The organism is Stenotrophomonas sp. TWI273, assembly GCF_039674765.1.
In the GTDB taxonomy this organism is placed as follows: Bacteria; Pseudomonadota; Gammaproteobacteria; order Xanthomonadales; family Xanthomonadaceae; genus Stenotrophomonas.
In genome coordinates, this window is record NZ_JBDJOA010000002.1 from 22,408 (window position 1) to 39,437 (window position 17,030).

The following is a 17,030-nucleotide window of genomic DNA, read 5'->3' on the forward strand; positions in this document are numbered from 1 at the left end:
CCATGACGCTACGTCCCGACAGGACCGCCCCCCGTGTCACGGCGACGACCCCATGGCGCCCGCTCGTCGTGCTGGGCGCAACACTGGTTCTGGCCGCCTGCCAGCGCCACGCCCCGGTCGATCCCGCTGCCTCGACCGATGCGACGGTCGCGGCGCCCGTCGCCGTCACCGCACTGCGCGACATTCCCGCCTGCCCGGCGGGCGCCAGCGTGATGGAGGGATGGAACGACCGCGCCCCGCCGCGGCGCATTTTCGGCAACACATGGTATGTCGGCACCTGTGGGCTGGCTGCGGTGCTGGTGACCTCCGATCAGGGCCATGTGCTGATCGATGGCGGCACGACGCCCGCCGGCCCCCTGATCGAGGCCAATATCCGCACGCTTGGCTTCGATCCGCAGGACGTGAAGTATCTGCTGAACTCGCACGAGCATTACGATCACGCCGCCGGCCTGGCGCACCTGCAGGCGGCCACCGGCGCACCGCTGCTGGCACGCTCGCCCGCTGTGGCCACCCTGCGTAACGGCCGGAGCGATCGTAGCGATCCGCAGTTCCTTGAGGAAGGCTCGGCATTTCCAGCGGTGGCCGAGGTCATGGCCATCGGCGACGACGAGGTCGTCCGCGTCGGTCCGCTGGCGCTGACCGCCCATGCCACCCCGGGCCACGCGCCGGGCGGCACCAGTTGGACCTGGCGGTCCTGCGAGGCAGGGCGCTGCCTGGACATCGCCTACACCGACAGCGTGAGTGCGATCTCCGATGCCCAGTACCGCTATCTCGATCACCCGCAGATGGTGGAGGCCTTCCGGCGCGGTCTGGATACGCTGGCGGCGCTACCCTGCGACGTGCATGTGACGCCGCATCCCCTGGGCAGCAACCTGTTCATCCGTCTGCAGGGCGACGCAGCCACCCCGCTGGTCCAGCCAGGCGCCTGCCGTCGCTACGCGCAGATGGGGCACACCCAGCTGGACACACGGCTTGCCGAGGAAGCCGCCGGACGCGCGCCCTGACGCAGGGAGGGTGCAGAGGGCGTAAAATGGGGACATGGATGTTTCCCACTTGCTCGACGGGTTGAACCCCGCCCAGCGCGAAGCTGTGTCCGCCCCGCCCGGCCACCATCTGGTGCTTGCCGGTGCCGGTTCCGGCAAGACCCGCGTGCTTATCCACCGCATCGCCTGGCTCAATGAAGTCTGCGGCGTGCCGACCCATGGCATTTTTGCGGTGACCTTCACCAACAAGGCCGCCGGGGAGATGCGTCACCGCATCGACCTGCAGCTGTCGCAGGGCAGCCGTGGCGCCTGGATCGGCACCTTCCACGGCCTGGCCCATCGCCTGCTGCGCCTGCATTTCCAGGACGCCAAGCTGCCCGACAGCTTCCAGGTGATGGATTCGGACGACCAGCTGCGGCTGGTCAAGCGCGTGGTCCAGCAGCTGGAGATCGACGACGGCAAGTTCCCGCCGAAGCAGATCGCCTGGTGGATCAACGAGCAGAAGGACGAGGGCCGTCGCCCGCAGCATATCCAGCCCGAGCCGCATGACGCGTGGCTGGAAACCATGCGCCAGGCGTATATCGCCTACCAGGAGCGCTGCGATCGCGCCGGTCTGGTCGATTTCGCCGAACTGTTGCTGCGCGCGCATGAACTGCTGCGCGACAACCCGGCCTTGCTGGCTCACTACCGTTCGCGCTTCCGCGAAATCCTGGTGGACGAGTTCCAGGACACCAACGCCATCCAGTACGCCTTCGTGCGCGTACTCGCCGGCGATACCGGCCACGTGTTCGTGGTCGGCGACGACGACCAGGCCATCTATGGCTGGCGCGGCGCCAAGGTCGAGAACGTGCAGCGCTTCCTGAAGGATTTCCCGGGTGCGCAGACCGTCCGCCTGGAGCAGAACTACCGCTCCACCGCCAATATCCTCGGCGCGGCCAATGCGGTGATCGCGCACAACCCGGACCGTATCGGCAAAGAGTTGTGGACCGACAGCGGCGACGGCGATCCGATCGATCTGTATGCGGCCTACAACGAGATGGACGAGGCGCGTTACGTGGTCGAGCGCGCGCGCCAGTGGGTGCGTGATGGCGGCAGCTACGGCGATGTCGCCGTGCTCTACCGCAGCAATGCGCAGTCGCGTGCCTTCGAAGAATCCCTGCTCTCCGAGCAGGTGCCGTACCGCGTGTACGGCGGCATGCGCTTCTTCGAGCGTGCCGAAATCAAGGACGCGCTGGCGTACCTGCGGTTGATGACCAACCGCAACGATGACGCGGCCTTCGAGCGCGCGGTCAACACGCCGACGCGTGGCATCGGCGACCGCACCCTGGATGAAGTGCGCCGCTTGGCCCGTTCCCACGCGATTTCGCTGTGGGAGGCCACCATGCTGACCACCCAGGGCAATGAGCTCGCTGCACGTGCACGCAACGCGCTGGCCGGCTTCCTGGTGCTGGTCAATCAGCTCCAGGCTGAAGCCGACACGATGACCCTCGCCGAACGCATCGACCATGTGCTGATGCGCTCGGGCCTGCGCGAGCACTGGTCCAAGGAAAGTCGCAACGCGCTGGATTCGGAATCGCGCGCGGACAACCTGGACGAACTGGTCTCGGTGGCCTCGCGCTTCGTGCGTCGCGAAGACGATGTCGAAGAAACCCAGGACATGAGCGAGCTGGTCGCCTTCCTCGCCTATGCCTCGCTGGAGGCCGGCGAAGGCCAGGCCCAGGCCGGCGAAGAGGGCGTGCAGTTGATGACGCTGCACGCCGCCAAGGGCCTGGAGTTCCCGCTGGTGTTCCTGGCCGGCATGGAAGACGGCCTGTTCCCGAGCGCGCGCTCGCTGGAAGAAAGCGGCCGGCTGGAAGAAGAACGTCGCCTGGCGTACGTGGGCATCACCCGCGCGCGCCAGAAGCTGGTGCTCTGCTACGCCGAATCGCGTCGCATCCATGGCCAGGACAACTACAACGTGCCCTCGCGCTTCCTGCGCGAGATCCCGCGTGAGCTGGTCAATGAAGTGCGCCCGAAGGTGCAGGTCTCGCGTGGCACCTCGCTCGGTGCCAACCGGGTGATGGGCCACGCGGCGCTGGAAGCACCGCCACTCAAGCTGGGCGCGATGGTCAACCATCCCAAGTTCGGCGAAGGCATGGTCACCGACTACGAAGGCAGCGGCCAGCACGCCCGCGTGCAGGTCGAATTCATCGAGGCCGGCAGCAAGTGGCTGGTGATGGCGTATGCCAATTTGACGGTGCTCTGAGCAGCGCTCGTGATCCGGTAGTGCCGGCCGCTGGCCGGCTGCTCCTTGCCGCGGCGTTGTCGCGAGCCGGCCAGCGGCCGGCACTGCAACGGGCGGCATCCTTTGTCGGGAGCCGGCCAGCGGCCGGCACTACAATGGCGGCATTCCTTTCGCGCAGGCCCCCGCCATGACCGATTCGCCGCTGCACCTCACCGTCAAATTGAACGCCAGGCTCCAGCCCGAGCATCGCCATGAGCTGTTCGAAGATCCGCTGGATGCGCTGCTGGGCAGTGCCGAGCTGGGCGAGATCACCGGCAGTGGCACCGCGCTGAGCGAAGAAGGCGAAGTGGATTACGGCGATATCGAGATCGCGTTGAACGATCCGGCCTCGCTGCCTGGCGTGATCGAGCTGCTGGAGCAGCTGGGAGCGCCGAAGGGCTCGCTGATCCAGCGCGAAGGCACCCCCGATCAACCGTTCGGCGTCACCGAAGGCCTGGCCTTGTATCTCAACGGCACCGATCTGCCCGATGAGGTCTATGAGCAGTGCGACTCGAACTATGTGTTTGAACAGATCGTCGAGCGCATCGAAGGCCACGGCGAGATCTGCAGCTGGTGGCAGGGCCCGACCGAGACGGCGCTGTATCTGTATGGCGCCTCGTTCGACACCCTGCACGCGCGCATCGCCGATCTGCTGGCGAGCTACCCGCTGTGCCAAGGCGCGCGCGTGGTGCGTACCGCCTGATCAGCAGTCCGGCGCGTGGCCTGCTGCATAGCGCAGGCCACGGCGCAGCTGCGCCCGCACATTCGGGTCGGCATACACCGCCGCGTCGTGGCCCAGCCCGGTGTACCAGCTGCGGCCGCCATCGAAGGGCCGGCACCAGGCGATGGGATGATCGGCGCCCATGGTGCCGCCGTCGTAACGCGATTCGTCCACTGTCGCGATGACCTTCACCGTTCCACGCGGATTGCGCCGGTAGTTGTAAAGCTCATCGCGGATCGGCCACGCCGGGCCTGACGGCCTGCCGTCACGTTCGGGCTGCACAAGCGTCTCCTGCAGACCCTTGGGATGCTTGTGGAACCACGCGCCGACCAGTTCGCCGTACCACGGCCAGTCGTACTCGGTGTCGGCCGCGGCGTGCACGCCCATGAAGCCGCCGCCGTTGCGGATGAACTGTTCCATCGGCGCCTGCTGCGCGGCGTCGAGTACGTCGCCGGTGGTATTGGCGAAGACCACGGCGCGGTAGCGGGCGAGGTTGTCGGGGCGGAAGTCCCGGGGATCGTCGCTCGGGTCCGCCGTCATGCCGGCCTCGGCACTCAGCTCGCGCAGCGTTGCCACGGCCACAGGAATCGAGTCGTGGTGGAACGTGGCGGTGCGGCTGAAGATCAGCACGCGGTCCGGACCCGGCGCGGCGGCAAGGCCGGGTAGCGGCAGCAGGGCCAGCGAGCACAGCAGGGCGATGAGCAGAGGGCGCATGCGCGAAGTCTGTCATGGGCGCTGCCCGTCTCCGTCCTGCGCTGCAGCACAGGCATCCCAGGCAGCGCATGCCTGCGCTATCCGTGTTGTGGTGGGCCAGGGCGCCTCGCTTCATCCCCGATCGCCCCCGGCTCATCCCGGATTTCACACAGTTCGTCGCGTGCCGCTTGTCGCTCCCCCGGCCGGCGCCCAGAGTCTGCCCCTGTCCGCTGGGAGCGCACTCGTGAACAAGGGAATTCCGTATCTGCTTGCTGCACTGGTTCTGCTGACATGGTCGGCAGGCTGGGCCGAGCCGGTGCTGGCCCTGTTCCAGCACGCGCAGACCTGCCTGGCCGACGGTGGGGACTTCGATCTGCTGCGCCTGCGCTGCCAGCCGCAGCCTAGCGTGGTGTGCATCGGCCAGGCAACACTGTGGTTCTGGCTGAGCGGCATCGTCTTCGCACTGGTGGCGCTGCTGGGCACGCGACGCGGCACGCGCTGACACGCGAGCGGCCAACCGGCATCATCACCCTCTGTCTGAGGGAGGCCACATGGGTCCGAGCGAAAAAGAAAAGATGCTGTCCGGGCTGCCCTACCGCCCCGGTGATCCGGCGCTGCAGGCCGACATGGCCGCCGCCAAGGTCTGGATGGTCCGCTACAACGCCGCCCTGGCCGAAAGCCCGGCCGTGCGCCGCGCGCTGTTGCGCGAGCAGCTCGGCGCGGTCGGCGAAGGCGCGGTGATCCGGCCGCCATTCCATTGCGACTACGGCTACAACATCCGCCTGGGGCAGGGCGTGTTCCTCAACTACAACTGCGTGATCCTGGACGTGGCCGAGGTCAGCATCGGCGATGGCACCCAGATCGGTCCGGCAGTGCAGCTCTACGCCGCCGACCATCCGCGTGATCCCCAGGCGCGGGCGGAAGGCCTGGAGTCGGCCAGGCCGATCCGGATCGGGCGCAATGTCTGGATCGGGGGCGGCGCGATCGTGCTGCCCGGCGTCACCATCGGCGATGACGCGGTGGTGGGCGCGGGCAGTGTGGTCACCCGCGACGTGCCTGCGGGCGCGACCGTGGTGGGCAATCCGGCGCGGGCGGTGCCTGCCCGCGGCCACGGCGATTGATCCAGCTCAAGGCACTGCGTCCACACCGGGTGTGCAATGGTGATGTTCCCATTGCCCACCCCAAGGAGCTCTGCCATGTACAAGCGCATCCTGATTGCCACCGATGGTTCGGAGCTGGCCGAGAAAGGCCTGGCCAAGGGCCTGGAGCTGGCCAAGGACCTCGATGCCGAGGTCGATATCGTGACCGTCTCCGAGCCATGGGCCGTCGGTATGTACGACGCGATGGGCTGGAGCGTGGGCTACATGAACACGCCCGAATACAAAGCCGATCGCGAAGAGACCGCGCAGAAGGTGCTGCAGCCGGCCAAGGCCGCCGCAGAGGCGCAGGGCCTGCGCACTGAAACCGTGCATGTGCTGGACCGCTATGCCGCCGACGGCATCATCGATACCGCCACCGAGCGCGGCAGCGACCTGATCGTGATGACCTCGCATGGCCGCCGTGGTGTGACCCGCGTGCTGCTCGGCAGCCAGACCGCCGAAGTGCTGGCACGCAGCACGGTACCGGTGCTGGTCATCCGATAACGGAGAAGCGGTAGTGCCGGCCGCTGGCCGGCAGTGCCCCTCAGTGCCCCTCAATCGCGCAGTTTCAACGTCTGCGATTCATCCAGCGTGCCCTCCGGCTGCAGCACCACATAACGCTCGCCGCTGCGGTCGAACAGCACCGGGATCGGGTCGCGGAACAGCGGGCGGCGCACGAAGCGCAGCTGCCAGCCGAAATGCTCCAGCGTCTCCACCGCCTGGCGTTGCTCTGCAGTAAGGCCGGCGCGCAGTTCAGCCGGATTTGGATCGTGGCGGCGTTCGGGTGTAGTCATCGAGCGTGGGCAAGCGGGGACGGGGGTCAGCGCCTTGCCGGCCCCGTGCGGTCACGGGGCGGCAGTGCGGTCGACGCCCGGAATCACCAGCTGTAGAGCTTCCAATACACCGGCGAGACGCCGTCCTTGTCGCTGTCCATGCGGCCATCGCCGTTCTGGTCGTACATGTAGAACGGGGCACCGCGCGACGGGGTCACCTTGACCATCCGCAGCTGGCCGCCCACCCGGTATTCCTCGATGGTGTCGCCGTTGTCCTGCACCGTCTTGACCACATCGGCACCAGTGACATCAACCGGGGGCCTGCCGCCACCACCGGTGGCACAGCCGGCCAGCGCGAGCACGCCTGCGAGCAACAGAATCTTCATGGGCCGGGAGTCCTTGGGCGAAGAGGGCCTGATTATGCCCGATGGATCGTGAGGCCGGTGCCGACGACGGTCAGGGCCGGGCGCGTAGAATCGCCCCATGAGCCGATTAGTCCTGATTGACGGGTCCAGTTACCTGTATCGCGCGTTCCACGCGCTTCCGCCGCTGACCAACGCACACGGTGAACCCACCGGCGCACTGTTCGGCGTGGTCAACATGCTGCGCGCCACCTTGAAGGAGCGCCCCGAGTACGTCGCCTTCGTGGTCGATGCGCCCGGCAAGACCTTCCGTGACGACCTGTATGCCGACTACAAGGCCAACCGCCCGCCGATGCCCGACGACCTGCGCCCGCAGATCGAGCCGATGTGCCGCATCGTCGAGGCGCTGGGCCTGAGCATCCTGCGCATCCCCGGCGTGGAAGCCGATGATGTGATCGGCACGCTGGCCCTGCAGGGCCACCGCGATGGCCTGCAGGTGACCATTTCCACCGGCGACAAGGACTTCGCCCAGCTGGTCCGCCCGGGTATCGAGCTGGTCAACACCATGACCGGCAGCCGCATGGATTCGGACGCGGCGGTCATGGAGAAGTTCGGCGTGCGCGCCGACCAGATCGTCGACCTGCTGGCACTGATGGGCGACGCCGTGGACAACGTGCCCGGCGTGGAAAAGTGCGGTCCCAAGACCGCCGCCAAGTGGCTGGCCGAGTACCAGCACCTGGATGGGGTGATGGCGGCGGCCCCGACCATGAAGGGCAAGATCGGCGAGAACCTGCGCGCGGCGCTGGGGCGCCTGCCGCTCAACCGCGAGCTGGTCACGATCCGCACCGATGTGCCGCTGGAGGTAACGGCGCAGACCCTGCCACTGCGCAAGCCGGACGTGCCGTCGCTGAGCGAGCTGTACCTGCGTTACGGCTTCACCCAGGCGCTCAAGGAGCTGGGCGGTCCCGTGCCGGCCCCGGCCGCTGCCAGCGAGGCCCCGGTCAGCCTGCGTGGCACCGCGGCCGGCTACGCCCGTGCCACGCCGGAGGCGGCGGTGGTGCCGGTCGACCCGGCGCTCTCCGCCCCCGGCGAGTACGAGATGGTGCTGACCACCGAGCAGCTCGACGCCTGGGTGCAGCGCCTGGCCGATGCCGAGCTGATCTCGTTCGATACCGAGACCGACGCGCTGGACGCCATGCGCGCCAATCTGGTCGGCATCAGCCTGGCGGTCGAGCCGGGCCGGGCCGCCTATATCCCGGTCGGCCATGATTACCCCGGCGCGCCGGCCCAGCTGCCACGCGAGCAGGTGCTGGCCGCGCTGCGTCCTGCCCTGGAAGACCCCTCCAAGAAGAAGCTTGGCCAGCACGGCAAGTACGACCTGCACGTGCTGCGCCGCCACGGCGTGAACCTGCAGGGGTACCACGACGACACCATGCTGGAGAGCTTCGTGCTCAATTCCACCGCCACGCGCCATGACATGGACTCGCTGGCGATGCGCTACCTGGGCTACACCACGATCAAGTTCGAGGAGGTGGCCGGCAAGGGTGCCAAACAGATCTCGTTCTCGCAGGTGGGCCTGGACGAAGCCTGCCGCTACGCCGCCGAAGATGCCGACGTGACCCTGCGCCTGCACCACGCCCTGCAGCCACAACTACAGGCCACGCCCTCGCTGGACAGCGTCTACCGCGACATCGAGATGCCGCTGGTGCCGGTGCTGACCCGCATCGAAGCCAATGGCGTGCACATCGACATGGCCGAACTGCGCCGGCAGAGCCAGGACCTGGGCTCGCGCATGCTGGCTGCCCAGCAGAAGGCCACCGAGCTGGCCGGGCGCACCTTCAACCTGGATTCGCCCAAGCAGCTGCAGGCCGTGCTGTTCGACGAACTGCAGCTGCCGGCACTGGTGAAGACCCCCAAGGGCCAGCCCAGCACCAACGAAGAGGCGCTGGAAGCGATCGCCGAGCAGCATGAACTGCCGCGGGTGCTCCTGGAGTACCGCGGGCTGGCCAAGCTGCGCAGCACCTACACCGACAAGCTGCCGGAGATGATCAACCAGGACACCGGGCGGGTACACACCAGCTACCACCAGTCCGGCGCCGCCACCGGTCGGCTGTCCTCATCGGACCCGAACCTGCAGAACATCCCGATCCGCACCGAGGATGGCCGCCGCATCCGCCGCGCATTCGTGGCCCCGCCGGGCCGCAAGATCCTGGCCTGCGATTACTCGCAGATCGAGCTGCGGATCATGGCCCACCTCTCCGAGGACCCCGGCCTGGTGCGGGCGTTCGAGCAGGGCGTGGACGTGCACCGGGCGACGGCGGCGGAAGTCTTCAGCCGCCGCCTGGAAGAGGTGACCTCCAACGAGCGCCGGGCCGCCAAGGCGATCAACTTCGGCCTGATGTACGGCATGAGCGCGTTCGGCCTGGCCCGCAACCTGGGCATCGACCGCGGCCAGGCCCAGGATTACGTGGCGCTGTACTTCAGCCGCTACCCGGGCGTGCGCGATTTCATGGAGCGGATGCGCCAGCAGGCCCGCGACCAGGGCTATGTGGAAACCCTGTTCGGCCGCCGTCTGTACCTGAACGACATCAACGCCCGCAACCAGGGCCTGCGCGCCGGTGCTGAACGGGCCGCGATCAATGCCCCGATGCAGGGCACCGCGGCGGACATCATCAAGCGCGCCATGGTCAAGGTGGACAGCTGGCTGGAGGATCACGGCGACCAGGCCAAGATGATTCTGCAGGTGCACGATGAACTGGTCTTTGAAACCGAAAGTAGTTTCCTCGATACCTTGCGTTTGAAAGTCGTGGAACTGATGTCCTCGGCCGCCGAACTGCGTGTACCGTTGGTGGTGGATGCGGGCGTGGGCGACAACTGGGATGAGGCCCATTGAGGCCTGAATCACAGTCAAAAGGCTGAATTGGTTCAGTACGCCACGATAATCTGACTGTTGGATGAATGTTTCTGGGAGGAGGCCCGAATTAATTGGGCCCCTTCACGAACTATCAATGTTCGGAGTGCTTTGATAGACCTCGACAGGCGCAATGCCTGTTGTGGATCTCTCCCATCCCCTGGAGCAGATCTCGGAACGGGGGCTCCTCCCCAAGCACCCGTTCCCCGGCCCCGCTAACCTCCCCCTGGTTGGCGGGGCTTTTTATTTGTGGCGCCGAAAACCCCGCGCAGCCCGCCGCACGAGAGACCCCGCGCGGCCGATTGCCGATTGCCGTTTGCCCTGCGCGCGGCCCATGCTGTGGGCTGGACCCGGGGAGAACCGCATGAGCGACCTGTTTGCATTGGCCATGCCGTGGTGGGAATTCATCCTGCGCGCGGTGGTGGTGTACGCGGTGGTACTGGGCATGGTCCGGCTCTCCGGCAAGCGCGCGCTGGGCCAGATCACCCCGTTCGATGTCTTGCTGATCGTGCTGCTCGGCAACGCGGTGCAGAACGCGCTGCTTGGCGAAGACACCTCCCTGGGCGGCGGCCTGCTGCTGGCGGCGACCCTGATCTCGATCAACTACGGCGTGGGCTGGCTCAGCACGCGCAGTCGGCGCGTGGAAACGCTGGTCGAAGGCGAGCCGATCCTGATCGCCCGTGATGGCAAGGTGCTCGATTCCGTGCTCAAGCGCGAGCTCGTGACCCCGGCCGATCTGGACGCAGCGATGCGTCAGCAGGGCTGCCTGTCCATCGACGATGTCGCCCTGGCGGTGCTGGAGATCAACGGGCACATCACCATCGTGCCGAAGAAGGCGTAGAGCCACCCCATGGGTGGCTCTACCCGACGGGTGCCACCCATGCACCGCATGCGAAATCCATGCCGGCCCATGCGGTGGCGCGCTGGGTTACACCCAGTCGCGCGGAACCAGGTAGTCGGCCAGGCGGGCTTCGTCGCTGCCGGTTTCAGGTTGGAAACCGTATTCCCAGCGCACGCGCGGGGGCAGGCTCATCAGGATGCTCTCGCTGCGCCCACCGCTTTGCAGCCCGAACAGCGTGCCGCGGTCATAGACCAGGTTGAACTCGACATAGCGGCCACGGCGGTACAGCTGGAACTCGCGTTCGCGCTCGCCATACGGCGTGTCCTTGCGGCGCTCGACCAGCGGCAGATAGGCATCCAGGAAACCATCGCCGACCGCACGCAGATACGCAAAATCGCGCTCGAAGTCGCCATGCAGGTCGTCGAAGAACAACCCGCCCACGCCGCGCGTTTCATTGCGGTGGCGCAGGAAGAAATACTCATCGCACCAGCGCTTGTGCGCCGCATAGCGCTCTTCGCCGAAGGGCGCGCACAGATCGTGCGCAACCTGGTGCCAGTGCCGCACGTCTTCGTCGATGGGGTAGAACGGAGTGAGGTCAAAGCCGCCTCCGAACCACGAGGCCACCGCCACGCCATCACGCTCGGCGCGGAAGTAGCGCACGTTGGCGTGCGTCGTCGGCAGGTAGGGATTGGCGGGATGGAAGACCAGCGAGACGCCGGTCGCGCGCCATGACGCGCCGGCCAACTCTGGCCGGTTCGCCGAGGCCGATGGCGGCAGGCGCGTGCCGGCCACATCGGAGAACCCGATCCCGGCCTGCTCGAACACCGCCCCATCGCGCAGGATGCGGGTCCGGCCACCGCCGCCCTCCGCGCGCTGCCAGAGATCTTCGGTGAAGCGGGCCTGGCCGTCGGCGGTTTCAATCGCCGCACAGATGCGGTCCTGCAGGTCGGTCAGATACGCGCGGACGCGGTCGAAGTCGTTCATGGGCGCTACTTTACCGCAGGCCGGTGCACGGCCTGCGTGTGCTCACTGGCGCTCAGTGACCGCTTTTGCGGGTGCTGCTCTTGCTGTTCTTCGCCGCGGCGGGCGCCTCGGCCGGTGCGGCGTCGTCTGCCTCGGCATCGGGCTCGGTCGCCATGCGCTCGGCGATCTGTTCCAGCCCGGCACTGACCCGCATCAGGCCCCAGTTGCGGGTCGCGTGCACATCGCAGGCCACGTGCGTGCCGTTTCCATCCTTGGCGCAGATCGAGGCCATCTGCTCGGGCAGCGCCTCGTCACCGGTGTGTTCGTAGACGCTGGCCAGGTTCTCGCAGCCCTCGCGTACCCCGGCGGCGCAGAGCTTGAGATAGAACGGCGCCGCCTCGGCCCAGCGGTTGCGCAGCGCCAGCTGGTGACCGGCGGCATTGCAGCCCTGCAGCTTGCCGGCCGCGCAGCACGCCTGCGCACCGCCCTCGCGGCCCAAGGTCGGGCAATCCTGCGGCAGCGGGGTTTCGACGAAGACCACCGGCGCGCTGCACTGCTGCGCCTCGCCGGTGCGCTCGTAATAGCTGAAGCGGTTCCAGCTGTCCATGCCGATCAGGTTGCCGTTGGCCAGGCGCTTGAACACGAAGTCGTCGCCCTGGTCATGGCGCACACGGATGTCGCCATCGACCAGCCGCGCGCGCAGCTTGCCGCCGAAGCCGCTGTCGAGCATGCCGCCATCGCCGAACGGCAGATGGTCCATCAGGCCCTGGCTGGCGACATAGCTGCCGCAGGGCAGGGCGGTGGCTGCCACCGGGGTCAGTGCCTTGGCCTCCAGCGTGGCCAGCGGCGCCGCACGCTCGCAGGCGCGCGGGTCCTTGCCCAGGGTGCACGCCCGCTGCAGTGCATCGCGGGCCGGGATCAGGCGGCCGGCGTCCCACAACGCCTCGGCAGCGTTGGCGCAGAACGTGCCGCCGGTCTGTGCCCGGCACAGGGTGGTGATCTCATCGAGCTGTATGGCCGGCAGCGGTGACGCCTTGGCTGCGCTGAGCCCGCCAAGCAGCGCCTTGGCCAGCGCTTGCCCCATCGCGTCGCGCGCGGCCTCCAGACAGGCAGCCTGGTCGTACTGCGTGGACGCAGGTTTGCAGACCTCCGGCTCGGGCAGCTCCGGCGCATCGTCCCGGGTCGTCGCCAGCGTCCTGGCCTCGCGCGCTTCGGACTGGAAATTGGCCAGCAGACGCTTGCAGGCAGCCGGCACATCCTCCCGACACCATTGACGCAGGCGGTCGTTGCTGGCGAAGAGCGTGTCGTTCAGGCAGGTGCCAATCTCGGCCCGGCACGATGCCGCCGGGAACACCGTCGCGCGGCGGCATGTGGCCGCCTTCTGCAAGCGGTAGTCGTTGAAGCGGTCACTGAGCAGGCGACCGCCCTCCTGCACGTTCAGCGAGCTGACGCCGCCGTTGTCCAGGTCGGCCAGCTTCAGTTCGTCGCCGAGGCGGCTGAGGAGGTAAGGCTCGGGCGCCTGGCCGGGAATCTGCCGCACCGCCTCGTTCGCACTGTGCAGGGTCAACGTGGTGCCGCTGTCCTTGGCAACGAACGTGCCACAGACCATGGCCTGGGCCGCCGCCGGCAGGCTGACCGCCGTGAGCAGGGTGAACAGGGTCGCGCGCCAGCCGTGGCGGCGCAGAAGGGGGAGGGAAACAGTCACACGATCATCCTTGCAGGTCGTGCAGCGCACCGTGGCGCTGCGGGAAACAGGTCAGCGGCGGAACAGCGCACGTACATCGGCCGCGCACAGGCGCACGATCAGCCAGCCCTGCAGCACCGCGAACGCCAGTGCGGTCACGCCGGCGAGGCCGCTGCAGATCACGCGCTGTACGCGCAGCTCACTGCGCAGCTTGAGCAGTTCGATCGACAGGGTGTCACCGGGTATCTGCGCCAGCAGGTGGCGGAACGCATCGTCCAGCAGCCACGCGGCGACCACGTTGAGCACGGCGGTGACCGCCAGCAGCACGATGAACAGTGCCCATGCCCAGCGCCAGCGACGCAGCATGCCCCAGCATGCGGCAACGCCCAAGAGGCTCGACACGCACAGCAGCACGTTGGCCAGCACCGGGTGGGTGAGCAGCCAGCGCAGCGAGCCAGGCAGCCAGTGCAGGTCCTCATCGGCCAGCAGCGCCTGCAGCGCCTCCGAGCCTGACAGGGGGATCGCAATCAGGGCCAGTACCCCCCACATCGCGGCCGTGACCAGGCAGACCAGCAGCACGGACTTGAGCAGGGGGGCGAGAAACGCAGGCGCACCCTCCCTGCTGGGGCGGGGCGTGCAGGAAGGCAATTGCGGGGGAAGCGAGGCTGACATCCGGTGTCCTGGTTGGGCAGGCCGCGACGTCTAGGTCCCAGCCACCGCGTTCGCGGCCGCGGGCAGGATATGGTCTGCGCTCAGCGGTGCCAAGCAAACGCCATGCGGCGGGCGCAGCGGCACCCAGGCCAGTTCGGCGATTTCCGCCTGTGCGCGGGGCGAACCGGTCACCGTCACCAGATAGGCGTGGGCCCGTACGCGGTGTCCGGCTTCGTGCACCGCCCAGGCCTCGAACCGGCCCAACGGCACGGCACTGGCGGGGTCCACCGTGACCCCGAGTTCTTCTTCCAGCTCGCGCGCCAGCGCGGCCAAGGGCGCTTCGCCGGGCTCGGGTTTGCCGCCGGGCTGGATGAAGGTGTCCGAGCCGTGCTTGCGCACCACCAGTACGCGGCCGTCGGGATCGAAAACGACCGCGGCGACGATATCGATCGTCGCCGCGGCGTGCTGCACGTCAGTGGGCACCGACGTCATCGCTGGATTACTTCAGGTTCTCTTCGAACAGCTTGAGGATGCGCTTGTACTGGTCCAGCCAGGAATCGGCACGCACATAGCCGTGGCGTTCCAGCGGGTACGGCGCGATCGACCAGTTGTCCTTGTGCAGTTCGATCAGCTTCTGGGTGAGGTTGACCGAATCCTGGAAGAACACGTTGTCATCCATCATCCCGTGCGCGATCAGCAGGTGGTCCTGCAGCCCGTCGGCGTACTCGATCGGCGACGATTTGCGGTACGCCTCCGGGTCGATGTCCGGGGTGTTGAGGATGTTGGCGGTGTAGCCGTGGTTGTACTGGTGCCAATCGACCACCGGGCGCAGCGCGGCACCGGCCTTGAACGTGCCCGGCGAGCGGAACAGCGCCATGAAGGTCATGAAGCCGCCGTAGGAGCCGCCGTAGATGCCGGCGTGGTCACGGTCGCCCTGCTTGGTGGCGACCAGCCAGTCCAGGCCGTCCTTGTAGTCTTCCAGTTCCGGGTGGCCCATGTTGCGGTAGATCGCCGTGCGCCAGTCGCGGCCGTAGCCGGCGCTGCCGCGGTAATCCATGTCCAGCACCACGTAGCCCTTCTGCACCAGCAGGTTATGGAACATCTGCTCACGGAAGTAGGCCGGGTACTGCTGGTGCACGTTCTGCAGATAGCCGGCGCCGTGCACGAACATGGCGATCGGGTACTGCTTGCCCGGCTCGAAGGTCTCCGGTCCGTAGTACTTGGCCCAGACCACGCCCGCGCCGTGCTTGGACGGCACCTGTACCAGCTTGGGCTGGATCCACTCGCGCGCCTTGAACTCGGCCGTGCGGGTGTCGGTCAGCACCTTGGCCTGGCCACCGGCAGCGGGCACCACGGCCAGCTGGGTCGGCAGGTAGGCGCCGGAGTAACGCACCAGCAGCTGCTGGCCATCCGGGGACAGCGAGAAGTCTTCCACGCCGTTGAGCGAGGTCAGCTCACGCACCTGCTTGCTGGCGGTGTCGACCGTGCACACTTCGTAGTCGCCCGGCGACTGCTGGTTGCACAGGAAGTAGAAGCCGCGGCCGTCGGCGCTGGGCACCGGCATCGAGCTTTCCCACTTGCCGCCGGTCAGTGCCTGCGGCTTGGCCGTGCCCTGCTGGGTGTACAGGTGCGAATAGCCGGATTCTTCGGACAGCAGCCACAGCGTGCGGTTGTCGTTGGACCAGCCGAAATCGTTGAAGCTCCAGTTGATCCAGGCGCTGTCGGTCAGGCGATGACGCGTCTCCAGCTTGGCGCTGGCCGGGGTCACGCTGGCGATCCAGCGGTCCTTGTTGTCGTTGGCGCGCAGCATGATCGCGGCCTGCTGGCCATCGGCGCTCCAGCGGATGCCGGGCGCGCCGGGGCCACCGAGTACTTCCACCGGGCGGTTGCCCTTCAGGGCGTCCTTGCCGGCGGCCTTGCGCAGCGCGGCCAGCGGGTCGGTGCCGATGCCCGGCAGGCCGTCCAGCGACAGCGGCTTGACCGTGCCGGCGACGGCATCGACCAGCCACAGCGCGTTCGGCTCCGGGTCGTTGCGGCCCACGCGGGTGCGGGTCTCTTCGAACTCTTCGTAACCCGACTCGGTCACGTACTTGGGCATCTTGCCGCCGCGGCCTTCATCGAAGCTCTTCGGCTTGGTGACCACGATCAGCGTGCGCGCATCCGGCGAGAGCACGCTGTCGACGATCTCCACATCCGCGCCCAGATACACCGGGCCCGGTGCGCGGGTGCCATCGGCGCGACGCCAGCTGGCTTCCTGCGCCTTGAGTGCCTCGCGCTGGGCGCGATCGTTACGCAGCGTGGCCAGGGTGCGCAGCTGCTGCTCGCGCAGGGTATCGGCCTTGGGCGCGTCGTCCGGATTCTTCTCGGCCTTCAGGCTGGCGACCTGCTGCACGCCGGCGGCGGCGGTCCAATGGAACCAGTTCTGGCCGGTGCGCCAGATCACGCCGCCGTCGCGGGCGAAATTGACCGCGCCGGACTTCTCGGTGCTGCGGGTCAGCTGGGTCAGCGCGCCGCTGCGCAGGTCGCGCACGAACACATCGCCATTGCGCACGAAGGCCGAGCGCTGGCGCGCGCTGTCGTAGACCGGGCTGTCCACATCCAGGGTGCCGCGCTGGTCATCGCCAACCTGTGCGGCCACGCCGCCGGCCACCGGCTGGCGGAAGGTGTCGCGCACCGGGCTGCCGTTGCGCTTGAGCTGGTACTCGACCTGCTGGCTGTTCCAGGACCACCACGCGCTTTCGACCGGCGGGCCGATCCAGTCGGGGTCGGCCATGGCCTGCTCGATGGTGATCGGCGTGGGCGCCGCGTGGGCGGTCCCGCCGAGGGCGGCGAGCAGCAGCAGGGACAAAGGCAGCGTTCTGGGCATTGCGGGCGGCACCGTAGTAGAAAACCCGGCAAGCGTAGCAGCCGCAAGGACCGCAGGAAGGGGCCACAGGTCATGGGCGTGCGCTCATGCGGAAGGCAAACGGTGGTCGGTGGGTCGGGCGCTGGGCCCCCATACCCTTGGAGGCGAAATAAAGGAGGAGGGGGCGGCCGCAGGCCGACG

At 67.7% G+C, this 17,030-nt stretch carries 16 protein-coding genes; 8 read left to right on the forward strand and 8 right to left on the reverse strand.

Annotation, left to right across the window (positions count from 1 at the left end; genetic code table 11):
• The first annotated feature begins 2 nt into the window (after nucleotides 1-2).
• The 3 genes from bla to ABE571_RS02550 all read left to right on the forward strand — a co-directional run bounded on the left by bla (nucleotide 3) and on the right by ABE571_RS02550 (nucleotide 3,949).
• Nucleotides 3-1,004, forward strand: coding sequence for a subclass B3 metallo-beta-lactamase (gene bla / locus ABE571_RS02540; protein ID WP_346465648.1), 1,002 nt, complete (start codon nucleotides 3-5; stop codon nucleotides 1,002-1,004).
• Between the two features lie 34 nt (nucleotides 1,005-1,038).
• Complete coding sequence (gene uvrD, locus ABE571_RS02545) at nucleotides 1,039-3,228, forward strand: DNA helicase II (protein WP_313212581.1); 2,190 nt, start codon at nucleotides 1,039-1,041, stop codon at nucleotides 3,226-3,228.
• 166 nt (nucleotides 3,229-3,394) lie between these two features.
• Nucleotides 3,395-3,949 (forward strand): hypothetical protein, encoded by a 555-nt coding sequence (locus ABE571_RS02550; protein ID WP_346493128.1) that lies wholly within the window; start codon nucleotides 3,395-3,397, stop codon nucleotides 3,947-3,949.
• Here ABE571_RS02550 and ABE571_RS02555 read toward each other — a convergent pair whose 3' ends face one another.
• Nucleotides 3,950-4,681 (reverse strand): ThuA domain-containing protein, encoded by a 732-nt coding sequence (locus ABE571_RS02555; RefSeq protein WP_346493129.1) that lies wholly within the window; start codon nucleotides 4,679-4,681, stop codon nucleotides 3,950-3,952.
• Nucleotides 4,682-4,904: 223 nt separating this feature from the next.
• On the opposite strand from ABE571_RS02555, the gene ABE571_RS02560 reads away from it, so the two are divergent.
• The 3 genes from ABE571_RS02560 (at nucleotide 4,905) to ABE571_RS02570 (ending at nucleotide 6,303) form a co-directional block, all read left to right on the forward strand.
• A complete protein-coding gene (locus ABE571_RS02560; RefSeq protein ID WP_346493130.1) occupies nucleotides 4,905-5,162 on the forward strand; it encodes a hypothetical protein in 258 nt (85 codons plus the stop codon).
• Nucleotides 5,163-5,211: 49 nt separating this feature from the next.
• Nucleotides 5,212-5,781, forward strand: coding sequence for a sugar O-acetyltransferase (locus ABE571_RS02565; RefSeq protein ID WP_313212578.1), 570 nt, complete (start codon nucleotides 5,212-5,214; stop codon nucleotides 5,779-5,781).
• A gap of 75 nt (nucleotides 5,782-5,856) precedes the next feature.
• A complete protein-coding gene (locus ABE571_RS02570) occupies nucleotides 5,857-6,303 on the forward strand; it encodes a universal stress protein (RefSeq protein WP_313212577.1) in 447 nt (148 codons plus the stop codon).
• Between the two features lie 50 nt (nucleotides 6,304-6,353).
• Here the strand turns inward: ABE571_RS02570 and ABE571_RS02575 are convergent, their stop codons facing one another.
• Both ABE571_RS02575 and ABE571_RS02580 read right to left on the reverse strand, forming a co-directional pair.
• Nucleotides 6,354-6,593: a hypothetical protein gene (locus ABE571_RS02575; protein ID WP_346493131.1), complete on the reverse strand. Its 240-nt coding sequence runs from the start codon at nucleotides 6,591-6,593 to the stop codon at nucleotides 6,354-6,356.
• Nucleotides 6,594-6,676: 83 nt separating this feature from the next.
• Nucleotides 6,677-6,958, reverse strand: a complete 282-nt coding sequence (locus tag ABE571_RS02580; protein WP_070470027.1) for a DUF2782 domain-containing protein — start codon at nucleotides 6,956-6,958, stop codon at nucleotides 6,677-6,679.
• A 97-nt stretch (nucleotides 6,959-7,055) separates the two neighbouring features.
• Here ABE571_RS02580 and polA point away from each other — a divergent pair, with 97 nt between their 5' ends.
• Nucleotides 7,056-9,827, forward strand: a complete 2,772-nt coding sequence (gene polA / locus ABE571_RS02585; RefSeq protein ID WP_346493132.1) for a DNA polymerase I — start codon at nucleotides 7,056-7,058, stop codon at nucleotides 9,825-9,827.
• A 382-nt stretch (nucleotides 9,828-10,209) separates the two neighbouring features.
• A complete protein-coding gene (locus tag ABE571_RS02590) occupies nucleotides 10,210-10,686 on the forward strand; it encodes a YetF domain-containing protein (RefSeq protein WP_313212574.1) in 477 nt (158 codons plus the stop codon).
• Between the two features lie 87 nt (nucleotides 10,687-10,773).
• Here ABE571_RS02590 and hemF read toward each other — a convergent pair whose 3' ends face one another.
• The 5 genes from hemF to ABE571_RS02615 all read right to left on the reverse strand — a co-directional run bounded on the left by hemF (nucleotide 10,774) and on the right by ABE571_RS02615 (nucleotide 16,850).
• Nucleotides 10,774-11,670, reverse strand: coding sequence for an oxygen-dependent coproporphyrinogen oxidase (hemF, locus tag ABE571_RS02595; RefSeq protein WP_313212573.1), 897 nt, complete (start codon nucleotides 11,668-11,670; stop codon nucleotides 10,774-10,776).
• A 52-nt stretch (nucleotides 11,671-11,722) separates the two neighbouring features.
• The gene (locus ABE571_RS02600; protein WP_346493133.1) at nucleotides 11,723-13,354 is read right to left on the reverse strand and encodes a hypothetical protein; all 1,632 of its coding nucleotides are present in this window, start codon (nucleotides 13,352-13,354) and stop codon (nucleotides 11,723-11,725) included.
• Nucleotides 13,355-13,405: 51 nt separating this feature from the next.
• The gene (locus tag ABE571_RS02605) at nucleotides 13,406-13,912 is read right to left on the reverse strand and encodes a hypothetical protein (protein ID WP_346465658.1); all 507 of its coding nucleotides are present in this window, start codon (nucleotides 13,910-13,912) and stop codon (nucleotides 13,406-13,408) included.
• A gap of 123 nt (nucleotides 13,913-14,035) precedes the next feature.
• Complete coding sequence (locus ABE571_RS02610; protein WP_313212585.1) at nucleotides 14,036-14,455, reverse strand: NUDIX domain-containing protein; 420 nt, start codon at nucleotides 14,453-14,455, stop codon at nucleotides 14,036-14,038.
• Between the two features lie 28 nt (nucleotides 14,456-14,483).
• Nucleotides 14,484-16,850, reverse strand: coding sequence for a S9 family peptidase (locus ABE571_RS02615; protein WP_346493134.1), 2,367 nt, complete (start codon nucleotides 16,848-16,850; stop codon nucleotides 14,484-14,486).
• Nucleotides 16,851-17,030: the final 180 nt, after the last annotated feature.